This window comes from Mammaliicoccus sp. Q-M61 (genome assembly GCF_022386055.1).
Taxonomy (GTDB): Bacteria; Bacillota; Bacilli; order Staphylococcales; family Staphylococcaceae; genus Mammaliicoccus; species Mammaliicoccus sciuri_A.
In genome coordinates this window covers 1-13,463 of sequence record NZ_JAJNJL010000001.1, presented here as the reverse complement: position 1 = coordinate 13,463, position 13,463 = coordinate 1, and the positions used below count along the sequence as shown (strand labels likewise).

Annotated in this window: 9 protein-coding genes; 1 reads left to right on the top strand and 8 read right to left on the bottom strand. The window is 35.7% G+C overall.

What is annotated here, in order from left to right; genetic code table 11:
• The 6 genes from LQ677_RS00050 to LQ677_RS00025 form a co-directional block, all read right to left on the bottom strand.
• Window positions 1-477 (bottom strand): dihydrofolate reductase, encoded by a 477-nt coding sequence (locus tag LQ677_RS00050; RefSeq protein ID WP_196308261.1) that lies wholly within the window; start codon window positions 475-477, stop codon window positions 1-3.
• 15 nt (window positions 478-492) lie between these two features.
• Window positions 493-1,446: a thymidylate synthase gene (locus LQ677_RS00045; protein ID WP_196308260.1), complete on the bottom strand. Its 954-nt coding sequence runs from the start codon at window positions 1,444-1,446 to the stop codon at window positions 493-495.
• A gap of 299 nt (window positions 1,447-1,745) precedes the next feature.
• Entirely contained in the window at window positions 1,746-2,546 is an 801-nt protein-coding gene (locus tag LQ677_RS00040; RefSeq protein ID WP_196308259.1) for a class I SAM-dependent methyltransferase, read from the bottom strand.
• The gene (locus tag LQ677_RS00035; RefSeq protein WP_025906276.1) at window positions 2,530-2,967 is read right to left on the bottom strand and encodes a BrxA/BrxB family bacilliredoxin; all 438 of its coding nucleotides are present in this window, start codon (window positions 2,965-2,967) and stop codon (window positions 2,530-2,532) included. The genes LQ677_RS00040 and LQ677_RS00035 overlap by 17 nt, the downstream gene beginning before the upstream one ends.
• Window positions 2,968-2,970: 3 nt before the next feature.
• Window positions 2,971-4,095, bottom strand: coding sequence for a virulence factor (locus LQ677_RS00030; protein ID WP_126477646.1), 1,125 nt, complete (start codon window positions 4,093-4,095; stop codon window positions 2,971-2,973).
• A gap of 10 nt (window positions 4,096-4,105) precedes the next feature.
• Window positions 4,106-4,300, bottom strand: coding sequence for a zinc-finger domain-containing protein (locus LQ677_RS00025; RefSeq protein WP_049318859.1), 195 nt, complete (start codon window positions 4,298-4,300; stop codon window positions 4,106-4,108).
• Between the two features lie 151 nt (window positions 4,301-4,451).
• Between LQ677_RS00025 and LQ677_RS00020 the strand changes: the two genes are divergently transcribed.
• Window positions 4,452-5,141: a queuosine precursor transporter gene (locus LQ677_RS00020; RefSeq protein ID WP_239747968.1), complete on the top strand. Its 690-nt coding sequence runs from the start codon at window positions 4,452-4,454 to the stop codon at window positions 5,139-5,141.
• Between the two features lie 61 nt (window positions 5,142-5,202).
• On the opposite strand, the gene LQ677_RS00015 is transcribed toward LQ677_RS00020, so the two are convergent.
• Window positions 5,203-6,801: a poly(glycerol-phosphate) alpha-glucosyltransferase gene (locus tag LQ677_RS00015; RefSeq protein ID WP_239747967.1), complete on the bottom strand. Its 1,599-nt coding sequence runs from the start codon at window positions 6,799-6,801 to the stop codon at window positions 5,203-5,205.
• Window positions 6,802-6,963: 162 nt separating this feature from the next.
• A partial coding sequence (locus tag LQ677_RS00005) for a Rib/alpha-like domain-containing protein (protein WP_275583238.1) occupies window positions 6,964-13,463 on the bottom strand: 6,500 nt, incomplete at its 5' end.

Sequence of the window (13,463 nt, the reverse complement as noted above, 5' to 3'; positions counted from 1 at the left end):
CTATTTTTTCCTTTCCAAATGCATATAAGTGTGTGGTAAAGTGTTTTTATCATCGAGTTCGCCTGATTCAGATGAAAGAACCGTCCAATCTTTGAAGTCGTATGGAGGGAAAAAGGCATCGCCTTGAAACTTATCTTCTATTACTGTTACATACATATCGTCAACGCGGTCCATCATTTGTTCATAAAGTCCTTGACCACCAAAGATAAAGATATGTCCATCAAGTTGATCGATTTCATCTAAAGAATGAATCACATCGACACCTTCATGTTCAAAAGATGGATTTGTCGTTAATACAACATTACGTCTATTCGGTAATGGCTTTCCTAAAGAATCAAATGTTTTTCTTCCCATAACGATCGTATTTCCAGTCGTCAATGCTTTAACTCTTTTTAAGTCATTTGGTAAATGCCATGGCATCTTGTTGTCTAAGCCAATTACGCGATTTTGATCATGACAAACTATTATTGATTTCATTTAAATTACTCCTTTTTAAACTGCAATAGGTGCTTTAATACTTGGATGTGATTCGTAACCGTCAATTTCTAAATCTTCGTATTCAATATCAAATAATGATTTATCTGTGTTGATATTAAGTTTAGGTGCATCGTAAGAATCTCTTGAAAGTTGTTCATTTATTGCGTCTATATGGTTTTTATAAATATGCGCGTCTCCAAACGTATGGACAAACTCGCCTACTTCTAATCCACATTCTTTCGCAATTAAATGTGTTAATAAACTATAACTTGCAATATTAAAAGGCACACCTAAGAATATATCCGCACTTCGCTGATATAATTGACAGCTTAATTTTCCGTCTTTCACATAAAATTGGAATAATGTATGACAAGGTGGTAATGCCATTGTATCTATTTCAGTTGGATTCCAAGCAGAAATAATATGGCGTCTTGAATTAGGATTGTGTTTAATGTTTTCAATTAAAGTCTTAAGTTGGTCAAATCGTTTACCATCTTGATCTTTCCAATCTCTCCATTGTTTACCATAAACATTGCCTAAGTCACCGTATTTTATCATAAAATCATCATCATTTAGAATCTTATCTTTGAATATCGCAAGTTGTGCTTTATATTGTTCATTAAATTCATCATCTACTAACGAACGACGACCAAAGTCTGTCATATCAGGACCATCATAGTCATTACTTTCAACCCATTTCTTGAAAGCCCACTCGTTCCAAATGTTATTCTTATATTGTAATAAATATCTTATATTTGTATCGCCTTTAATAAACCATAAAAGCTCAGTTGCAATTAATTTAAAAGAAACCTTTTTAGTTGTTAATAACGGAAAACCTTCAGATAAATCAAATCTCATTTGGTGACCAAATATAGAAATCGTACCCGTACCCGTTCTATCGTCCTTATTCTCGCCTTCTTCTAATACCCTTTTACATAAATCGTGATACGCTTTATCAAAGTTATTCATTTGAGCACCTCTTTTTCATATTCTCCTGTTACTATATTAACGAAATTATCGGTAATTTACTACTGATATAATATAGAAAATTTCCAGATTATTAGGTATAATGGATATAAATTAACAAAGTGCTAACAAAACGAAGGAGGCTATTTCAATGAATGAAATTTTTGCTACTTTAGGGTTCTTCTTATTATTATGCTATATGATTAGTATGTGCATTACAGAATAGTATCAATAAGGGTTAATATACAAAAACTGGGACAAGAGATTGTCCCAGTTTTTGTATTTTTAAATGATTACGTCCATCACTCAAATTTATAACCCTGATTTATTCTCAGTCCATAATGTGTTTTAGTGCTTTTCCTTATACATTGTATTGTATTAAACTTTTTGAAAATCTCGCTTTTATAATGTGCTTTTACGATTAAATATTCGAAATGAGATACACTTTTGATTTCTGAAGGTATTTCAATATTACGTGAAAGTTCCCCCATTCTATCGTCTTCATCAAGTGTCTGTTCAAACATATGATCTAAATATAAGATATCGACCAATTCTGGATGTTGTTCTATCCAATGGTGATAATCATCGTTTATATAATGAATTCGTCTCAATTCTTCTTCTGTTAAATAGCGTTTCATGCCTTCAGAAATAACATAATAGATAAGTGGATTTTGTTCTATTGCATACACATGTGCTTTCTGATAATGCTTTAATATTAAATAAGTATCTCGCCCAAAGCCCATCGTGCCATCTATAAAATTAAATGTTGTAAAATCTGTTGTTATTTCATCTAACATTTCAATTAGTACAGGCATCTTATGTTGTTTCATCATGTGCAATTTAACTTTGACAGTATCTAAATGAAAATATATCGGTGTATCTGGCGTGAAATAGAGTTTTGGTCCACTACTTTCAAACACAATTAATGGTGCCGGATCTCGTTGAAATAATTGATTAATCGTTAATTTTCTTCGTTTAATGATTTGAACATTCTGAATGGATTCTAATTGAGATAACATAGAAAATGCATCTTCTACTTGTTTGTAGAGAGATGCATTTGATTTAACGGCAGTTGTGATACGAATATTAGTCACAGTATTCATCAAAAGCGTCTTTAATATCCAAACAGATTTCTTGGATATCTCTTCCTTCAATATGTTCACGTGGCATAAAGTATTTAAGCTCATTACCTTTAAATAATGCCATTGATGGACTTGATGGTACTTGTGCGATATATTCTCTCATTGTTTCAGTTGCTTCTTTATCTTGTCCAGCAAATACTGTAGCGATTCTAGAAGGTTTTTTATCATTTTGTTGAGCTACTGTAACAGCTGCAGGACGTGCTAAACCAGCTGCACATCCACATACAGAGTTTACGACGATAAATGTTGTTTCATTCGGTTGTGCGTTCTCCATATATTCTTTAACTGACTCTGCTGATTCTAAACTTTCAAAGCCTTGTCCAGTTAATTCACTTCTCATTGGTTGAGCAAGTTCTTTCATATATTGTTCATATGCATTCATATTTTATCCCTCTTTCTTTCTATTAGCCATTTGTTTCCAAACAGAACCTAATGCTTCTTCACCATTTTCAATTCTTTCAATTGCCATTTGTACTTGTAATTTAACATCGAAAGCTGGGTCGTCTTGTCTTTTTTTCAATGCTTCTAAAGCAGTTTCATCACCTTCATCGAATATAAACATAGCTGCACGCCATCTTACAATTTTCTGAGGGTCTTCTAATGCTTCTATCATCACTGGTAACGCTTCTTTAAATCCTAAATCACTTAAACAGTCACCAGCTGTTCTTCTTACAGAAACAACTTTATCTTTCATACCTTTGTATAAATAAGGTAATGTTTCTTTTGATTCGATCATACCTAATAGTACGATTGCCATTCTGCGTACTTGTGGCTTTTCATCATTTAACGCTACATCTAACAATGGATAATCGTCTTCTGTTGGTGTTGGAAAGTCATTTAACATTCTTAATTTTACTTTCCAATCCTCTTCTTGTTCAAAAGTTTCTTTATCAACATGTACAAATTGCTTTTCAGGAATGGTAATGTCACTTGTTAAAGCTTCTTCAACTAAAGCCTCTAATTTCTCTTTAGGGTACAATGCTAATATTTCTTCTTGAACGGTTGCTAATACTTCCTCTACTTCGCCGTAACGTACACCTAAATCTTCCCATTTTCTTAAAAAGACAACGTTATCTGAGTCTTTCGTTGCTTTTAGCATACTATCAATATAAATTTCAGGAAGTTGTTTACGTTTCTCTTCATCTTGTGTTGTTAATTTAATTTGATAAGGTATACCTTTAAACTTTAAGACTTCAGCTTTTACTTCACCGAAATGTTCATTTACTTGATTTTCAGCAAAGTCCCCTTCTTGATCTGAACCTGAGATGGCTGCTGTAACGTCTTTAAGTAAAGTATCCCAGTTTTCTTTTGGGCGTTTATCTACAGCGATAAAGTCCATAACATGGAATACAGATTTAATACCATCTAATTGAAGAATACGGTTAATGAATTCTGGATTATGATCATTCACTTCAGTATAAGTATTTGAAGACCTATCTTCTTTCTTAAATGATAAAACGATTTTCATCGTATTTGGGCTTGGTGTCGGTTCAACTCTAACAATTTCCATAATATCCTCCTTATTGCAACTTGTTACCTAATTGTTTAATGCGTATACCGATAGAACATTCCGATATACAATACTGATGTGCTTGGTGTTTACCCTTTGTTTCTCTATAGTGTGTCTTTAATAAACACCCTTTACAGTATGTTTCCATCAATTGATCTATTTGTTTAATTGCTTGTTTCTCTTCTTGAGCTAAAATGAGTGTCACTCCCTTACTAGACCGTTATTATAACATTCATCATACAAATTGTTTACGATAAAGCTTATTGATTTTTATAACTTTGAGCCGTATAATAGATAAGTTCGATTATCGCGGTTTCTAAACACCCGCTATATCAAAATTTAGGAGGAACAAAGTTATGTATAATGAATTAATAGGTATTGGAACTTTCTTCGTTACGTTTATATTGATGCTCGTTCTATACCGATTTTTTGGAAAAACAGGCCTGTTCGTTTGGGTTGCTATAGGTACTATTATAGCAAATATACAGGTTATTAAAACAGTAGAACTCTTTTCAGTTAGTGCAACACTTGGAAATGTTATGTTCGCATCAATATATCTTGCAACAGATATATTAAACGATATCTATGGTAGAAAACAAGCACGAAAAGCAGTTTGGCTTGGATTTTCTTCAGTAATCGTCATGGTTATATTATTACAGTGCTCTCTAGCGTTTATTCCTGCACAGGAAGATATCTCTCAAGAAGCACTTGAAACAATCTTTAATATTGTACCAAGAATTGCACTTGGATCCATCATTGCATATATCATTGGTCAACATTTAGATGTATTATTATTCACATTAATTAAGAAGAAATTCTCTTCAGATAGAACTTTTTATATAAGAGCTTACGGAAGTACAGTTGTCAGTTCAATAGTTGATACTGCGATCTTTGTATTGATTGCGTTCTATGGTAACTTGCCAAACAATGTTGTATTTGAAATATTCTTTACGACATACTTCTTAAAACTGCTCACAACATTATCTAACGTACCATTTGGTTACATTGCTAAATCAATGTATAGAAATGGTAAGATTAGCGAATAATTTCATACAAATTCAATAAAAATCCTACCTACTCCATTTCAATGGAAAAGGTAGGATTTTCTTATTGATTGAATACTTTCAAATACTCTACATAACTTGTTAAGTAATGTTCGATATCATCTATCTCTACACGATAACCTTCATGTTTAATATAGAATGCCTCTAATATGCGCTCTGGATTTTGGAAATACATTGCAACTTCAGGATAAAAATAACCTGATCTCATATAATCAGCTCTTCTATGAATCGTATCAACTAATAAATCAACGTCAAAATATTGTTTAATCAACTCAGATTGGTCATGTTGTTTCGCACTTTCTACTATATTATATGTAGCCATTAACATGCCTAGTAATAATGGATCTGTTGATTGACGATTTTGTACGTTATTCAAATGTTCTCCTAAATTTTGAAAAGCAAATTGATAATATTTTTCTGCTGGTTCTATTTGAATCAATACTTCTGTACTATAACTTAACCAATAGTCATGGTGTTTCCAATATGATTTTTGAATAAATTTTTCATAAAGTAATTTTGCAGTATTCAACCATTCTTCATTTTGATCCAGTTGATATAATTTTAATAACGCTAAAGCTGCTTGACCTTCATAATAAATGACTCTAAATGAATCTTTAACTGTTAAATCTGGATAATTCAACACATGTGTTGTTTCTCCGTTCTCATCAATCATGTTTAATAAGCCTTTCGCAACACTTTGAGCTGCTTTTAAATACTTCTTATTCGAACGACCGTATTGTATATAACCACATACAGCTAGTATAAATGCAGCATTCTGACCTAATTTAATTTCATTAATATAGTGTGTATCGTCAAATACATATGTTGCACCGTCGTGTTTATATAAATAATGATTGATAATGTAATCTATCGGTTTCTTAGCAATACTCACATTCTTTTTCAAATATGATAATGACTTGATAAATGCATAAGTTGTTGAACTATGACATAAATTGTTATAAGCATTGATATTGATATCAAAGTGTGGAAAATAACCATAATGATACTTACCATTATCTTGTATAAGATTCATCAAATAATCTGTATTCGTTTGAATCATACAATCAATTTCAACTGGAAGATTATCTACTGGTCTTAACCTTTTCATATAGCCTTCTTGTTCTAAATTGATAACCTGTTCATCTTCAATAAAATAACTTTTCGTATAGAATCTCTGAACTACTTTGCCTTCATAATCTTTGTGTAAATATAAATTGTAATTCTTCTTATACTTTCTTAAATAATGATTGATATTTTTCTCAGAAAGTATGAATATCCCTTTCTCGTTTGTTGGTCTAATAAAAGCATTGCTGTTTATTTCTTCTAGTAAAAATGCTAGGTGCCAATTGGAATCTAATACAAAACCATACTCAACATGATTTCTAGTTGTATGAACTAAGTCTTCTTTTAAATCATCAAATGGGATATCTTCAACAGATGTCACAATATCAATTTTAATCCATTTAGCTGCTTTACCACTCTTCTTACGATATGTTTCGACAAATTTAATCATTTGATTACTGTTCGATAATTTAAAGCTTTTAACAACGGCTTTAACTTTAGGATGTCCAATACTTATAAACAACCTTTCACAATCAGAATGTTCATTTATAATACTTTTAATTTGCTGTTTAGCATTCACGCTCTTTCAGTCCTTTCAATTTCAATATATGTATATAAAACTTTTTTAATCTGAATTCAAATATGTATAGACAAAAATGAAAATAATCATTTTATTTTAAATAAAATTAAAAATGAAGAGTCTGGAACATTAATGTTCCAGACCCTCATTACTCATTATATTTTATTGTTCTTCTTCTTCTTTTTTACGACGACCGAATAAGAATAATGAGCCAAGTCCTGCGAATAAGCTTCCGAATAAAGTAGCATTTTCAGCAGGTGTTTCACCAGTGTCTGGTAATACTTTTGCTTGTTCTTTGTTATCTTTATTCATCATGTTATCTTTAGAACTTTCCATACCATTAGTGCTTTGTTGTTGTTCATTTTGTGCCATATGTCCAGCATGATCAGCAGCTTTGCTATCCATACCATTCATATTGCTAGAACCAGCATCTGTGTTATCAGAAGCTTTTTCAACTACAACACCAACAGTTACAGTTTGTTTAGAACCATCAGGGTAAGTAACGGTTACTGGAATATCAACTTTTGTACCAGGTGTTACATCCTTAGGTGGAACAACTGTAATGTCACCAGTGTTAGGATCTACAGTTACAGTCCATCCACTTGGAACTTTGTCTGAAGGAACGTCAAACTTTGTACCAGGTGGTAACTCTTTATCGCCAGTTTGTGGGATATGAGTTGATGTACCAGGTTTAACTGGAGTTGGACCTTGATCTTTAGAACCATATCCAGGTGTATTGTCATCAGCTTGAGTCTTACCAGCAGGTTTGTCAGCAGGTTTTTCGACTACAACTTTAACAGGAACGATTTCAGTAGAACCGTCTGGGTAAGTAACCGTAACTGGTATATCAACCATAGTACCAGGTGTTACATCCTTAGGTGGAACAACTGTAACGTCACCAGTATTAGGATCAACAGTTACTGTCCATCCACTTGGAACTTTGTCCGCAGGAACATCAAACTTCGTACCAGGTGGTAATTCTTTATCACCAGTTTGTGGCACTTTAGTTTCAGAACCAGGTTTAACTGGTGTAGGACCTTGATCTTTAGAACCATAACCAGGTGTATTGTCGTCAGCATGTGATTTATCAGTAGCTTTTTCAACGACAACTTTAACCGGAAGTTCTTCAGTAGAACCGTCTGGGTAAGTCACTGTAACTGGAATTTCAACTTCAGTACCAGGTGTAACATCTTTCGGTGGAACGATTGTTAAGTCACCAGTGTTAGGGTCAACTTCTACAGTCCAACCACTTGGAACTTTGTCCGCAGGAACGTCAAACTTCGTACCAGGTGGTAACTCTTTATCACCAGTTTGTGGCACTTTAGTTTCAGAACCAGGTTTAACCGGTGTAGGACCTTGATCTTTAGAACCATAACCAGGTGAATTGTCGTCAGCGTTAGACTTATCAGCTGGTTGATCAGTTGATTTTTCAACGATAACTTTAACCGGAAGTTCTTCAGTAGAACCATCTGGGTAAGTAACCGTAACTGGGATATCAACTTCAGTACCAGGTGTAACATCTTTCGGTGGAACGATTGTTAAATCACCAGTGTTAGGATCAACTTCTACAGTCCAACCACTTGGAACTTTGTCCGCTGGAACATCAAACTTCGTACCAGGTGGTAACTCTTTATCACCAGTTTGTGGAACTTTAGTTTCAGAACCAGGTTTAACTGGAGTTGGAGCTTGGTCTTTAGAATCATATCCAGGTGTATTGTCATCAGCATGTGATTTTTCAGTAGCTTTTTCAACGACAACTTTAACCGGAAGTTCTTCAGTAGAACCGTCTGGGTAAGTCACTGTAACTGGAATATCAACTTCAGTACCAGGTGTAACATCCTTCGGTGGAACGATTGTTAAATCACCAGTGTTAGGATCAACTTCTACAGTCCATCCACTTGGAACTTTGTCCGCAGGAACGTCAAACTTCGTACCAGGTGGTAATTCTTTATCACCAGTTTGTGGAACTTTAGTTTCAGAACCAGGTTTAACCTGTGTAGGACCTTGATCTTTAGAACCATATCCAGGTGTATTGTCGTCAGCGTTAGACTTATCAGCTGGTTTGTCAGTTGATTTTTCAACAACAACTTTAACAGGAAGTTCTTCAGTAGAACCGTCTGGGTAAGTCACTGTAACTGGAATATCAACTTCAGTACCAGGTGTAACATCTTTCGGTGGAACGATTGTTAAATCACCAGTGTTAGGATCAACTTCTACAGTCCAACCACTTGGAACTTTGTCCGCTGGAACATCAAACTTCGTACCAGGTGGTAACTCTTTATCACCAGTTTGTGGAACTTTAGTTTCAGAACCAGGTTTAACTGGAGTTGGAGCTTGGTCTTTAGAATCATATCCAGGTGTATTGTCATCAGCATGTGATTTTTCAGTAGCTTTTTCAACGACAACTTTAACCGGAAGTTCTTCAGTAGAACCGTCTGGGTAAGTCACTGTAACTGGAATATCAACTTCAGTACCAGGTGTAACATCCTTCGGTGGAACGATTGTTAAATCACCAGTGTTAGGATCAACTTCTACAGTCCATCCACTTGGAACTTTGTCAGCTGGAACGTCAAACTTCGTACCAGGTGGTAATTCTTTATCACCAGTTTGTGGAACTTTAGTTTCAGAACCAGGTTTAACTGGAGTTGGAGCTTGGTCTTTAGAATCATATCCAGGTGTATTCGATGCAGATTGACTAGGTGTAGTAATATCAGGTTTACCATCACCGTCTTTATCTGTTGGTGAATCAGATTTAGGATCAGATTCATCTTTGTTTGGAATACCATCTTTATCGTGGTCTTCGTCACCATCAGGAATGCCATTACCATCAGTATCAGCTTTAGTTGGGTCAGTACCAATAAGTTCTTCGTCTTTATTGCTTACACCATCACCATCGATGTCGTTGTCATCTTTGTCAGGTGTACCATCGCCATCAGTATCCTTCGGAGTTGAGATGTCAGGTTTACCGTCGCCATCTTTATCAGTTGGCGTATCTGATTTAGGATCAGATTCATCTTTGTTTGGAATACCATCTTTGTCGTGGTCTTCGTCACCATCAGGAATGCCATTACCATCAGTATCAGCTTTAGTTGGGTCAGTACCAATCAATTCTTCGTCTTTATTGCTTACACCATCACCATCGATGTCATTGTCATCTTTGTCAGGTGTTCCATCACCGTCAGTATCCTTCGGAGTTGAGATGTCAGGTTTACCGTCGCCGTCTTTATCTGTTACATCAAATGAATTTGGATTAGATTCGTCTTTATTTGGAATACCATCACCGTCGTAATCCTCGTCACCGTCATTGATACCATTACCATTAGTGTCTGGATTTAATGGATCAGTGCCAATTTCAATCTCATCATAGTCGTTGATACCATCACCATCAACATCAGTATCATCTTTGTCGATAATACCATCGCCATCAGTATCAGCTGGAGTCGTGATATCAGGTTTGCCGTCACCATCTTTGTCCGTTGGTTTATCGGATTTACGATTAGATTCAGTTTTATTTGAGTAACCGTCACCATCGTAATCTTCATCACCATCATCGATACCATTACCGTCAGTATCAACTTTAGTTGGATCAGTACCAATTAGTTTTTCATCTTCGTTATTAACACCATCGCCATCAATATCATTGTCATCTTTATCAGGGATGCCATCGCCATCAGTATCCTTCGGAGTTGAGATGTCAGGTTTACCGTCGCCATCTTTATCAGTGACATCAAATGAGTTTGGATCAGATTCATCTTTATTTGGAATACCATCGCCATCGTGATCTTCGTCACCATCAGGGATACCATTACCATTAGTATCAGGATTTAATGGATCAGTACCAATTTCTATCTCATCGTAATCATTGATACCATCACCATCGATATCAGGATCATCTAAGTCAATAATACCATCTCCATCTGTATCAGTAGGTGTTGAGATGTCAGGCTTACCATCACCATCTTTATCAGTTGGTTTGTCAGATTTAGGATTAGATTCGTGTTTGTTTGAGTAACCATCATTATCGTAATCCTCATCACCATCATTCACACCATTACCGTCAGTATCAGGATTTAATGGATCAGTACCAATAAGTTTTTCATCTTCATTGTTGATACCGTCACCATCGATGTCATTATCATTTCTGTCAGGTTTACCGTCGCCGTCAGTATCTTTATTAGAATCAGTTGGCGTAGATACATCTGGTTTTCCATCATAATCTTTATCAGTTGGTTTATCTGAATTTGGATTAGATTCATCTTTATTTGGAATACCATCGCCATCATGGTCTTCATCGCCATCTGGGATACCATCATGGTCAGTGTCTGGATTATTAGGATTAGTACCAATTAATTTTTCATCTTCATTGTTGATACCATCACCGTCGATGTCAGTATCATCTTTATCAGGGATACCGTCACCATCAGTATCTTGTGGAGTCGTGATATCCGGTTTACCATTACCATCTTTATCAGTTACTTTATCTTTATTTGGATTAGATTCGTCTTTGTTTGGTATACCATCACTATCATAATCCTCATCTCCATCACTTACACCATTACCGTCAGTGTCAGGGTTAGTTGGGTCAGTACCGATAAGTTTTTCATCTTCATTGTTAACACCGTCACCATCGATGTCTTCATCATCAATATCAGGGATTCCATCACTATCAGTATCATGAGGAGTCGTGATATCAGGTTTACCATCACCATCTTTATCAGTTGGTTTATCTGAAGATGGATCAGATTCATCTTTATTAGGTATACCGTCACCATCATGATCTTCGTCTCCATCATTTACGCCATCACCATTAGTATCTGGATCTAACGGATCTGTGCCAATAAGGATTTCATCTTCATCGTTAATGCCGTCGCCATCCTTATCAGTGTCATCTTTGTCAAGAATGCCATCACCATCAGTATCATCTGGAGTAGTAATATCAGGTTTACCGTCACCATTTTCATCTGTTGGTTTATTAGATTCAGGATCAGATTCATTTTGGTTTGTTACGCCATCATTATCAAAGTCTTCCTCTCCATCATTCTTACCATTACCGTCAGTGTCAGGATTTGTAGGATCAGTGCCGATAAGTTTTTCATCCTCATTGTTTACACCATCGCCATCGATGTCAGTGTCATCTTTATCTGGTATGCCATCACCATCAGTATCTTTCGGTGTTTCAATGTCAGGTTTACCGTCACCATCTTTATCCGTTGGTTTATCAGAATTTGGATCAGATTCTTCTTTGTTCGGAATACCATCACCATCATGATCTTCATCACCATCAGAAATACCATCGTGATCAGTATCAGGATTTGTAGGATCAGTACCGATAAGTTTTTCATCTTCGTTACTTATACCGTCACCATCGATGTCAGTGTCATCTTTATCTGTGATGCCATCGCCATCAGTATCCTTCGGAGTTGAGATATCAGGTTTACCGTCACCGTCTTTATCCGTTGGTGTATCAGATTTAGGATCAGATTCATCTTTGTTCAGAACACCATCGCTATCGTAGTCTTCGTCACCGTCACTTACACCATTACCGTCAGTATCAGGATTTGTAGGATCAGTACCGATAAGTTTTTCATCTTCGTTGCTTACACCATCACCGTCGATGTCATTGTCATCTTTGTCAGGTGTACCATCTCCGTCAGTATCTTTGTCTGAATCAGAATCAGAGCCAGAATTTGAAGTACTGTTAGAGTCAGAACTACTATCAGTGTTGCTATCTGATGTTGAGTTCGAATTACTGTCACTATCAGAACTGCTATCTGTATTAGAACCGCTATTAGAGTTCAAATCTGAATCAGAAGAACTGTCAGTAGCTGAATTGCTATCTGTAGCAGAATCAGAACCACTGTTCGCATTAGAGTCAGAGCTACTGTCATTAGCAGAGTTAGAATCTTTATCAGATTGACTATCAGAACTGCTATCAGTGTTAGAACCTGAGTTGTTGTTTGAGTCAGAGTTCATGTCAGATCCACTATTTGAGTTAGAGTCTGAATCAGATGTGTTGTTAGCATCTGAAGTTGAGTTACTATCAGAACCACTATTTGAGTTAGAGTCTGAATCAGATGTGTTGTTAGCATCTGAAGTTGAGTTACTATCAGAACTACTATCAGTGGTAGAACCAGAATCATTGTTAGAATCAGAACTGCTGTCTGTATTAGAACCTGAGTTATTGTTAGAATCAGAGTTCATGTTAGATCCACTGTTTGAGTTAGAATCTGAGTTGCTGTCATTAGCAGAGTTAGAATCTTTATCAGATTGACTATCAGAGCTGCTGTCTGTATTAGAATCTGAGTTATTGTTAGAATCAGAGTTCATATCAGAACCATTATCCTTCGGAGTTGTGATATCAGGTTTACCGTCACCATCATTGTCCGTTGGTTGATCTGAAGATGGATCAGACTCATCTTTATTAGGAATACCATCGCTATCGTGATCTTCGTCACCATCGCTCACACCATTACCGTCAGTATCAGGGTTGTTTGGATCCGTACCAATCAGTTTTTCATCTTCATTACTTACACCATCGCCGTCGATGTCTTTGTCATCTTTATCAGGTGTACCATCGCCATCAGTATCCTTCGGAGTTTCAATATCAGGTTTACCATCACCATCTTTGTCCGTTGGTTGATCTGAAGATGGATCAGACTCAT

Coding starts and splice junctions, on each gene's coding strand:
- LQ677_RS00020 (WP_239747968.1), top strand. CDS start 4,452: ATGTATAATGAATTAATAGGTATTGGAACTTTCTTCGTTACGTTTATA.
- LQ677_RS00030 (WP_126477646.1), bottom strand. CDS start 4,095: ATGGAAATTGTTAGAGTTGAACCGACACCAAGCCCAAATACGATGAAA.
- LQ677_RS00050 (WP_196308261.1), bottom strand. CDS start 477: ATGAAATCAATAATAGTTTGTCATGATCAAAATCGCGTAATTGGCTTA.
- LQ677_RS00045 (WP_196308260.1), bottom strand. CDS start 1,446: ATGAATAACTTTGATAAAGCGTATCACGATTTATGTAAAAGGGTATTA.
- LQ677_RS00040 (WP_196308259.1), bottom strand. CDS start 2,546: ATGAATACTGTGACTAATATTCGTATCACAACTGCCGTTAAATCAAAT.
- LQ677_RS00035 (WP_025906276.1), bottom strand. CDS start 2,967: ATGAATGCATATGAACAATATATGAAAGAACTTGCTCAACCAATGAGA.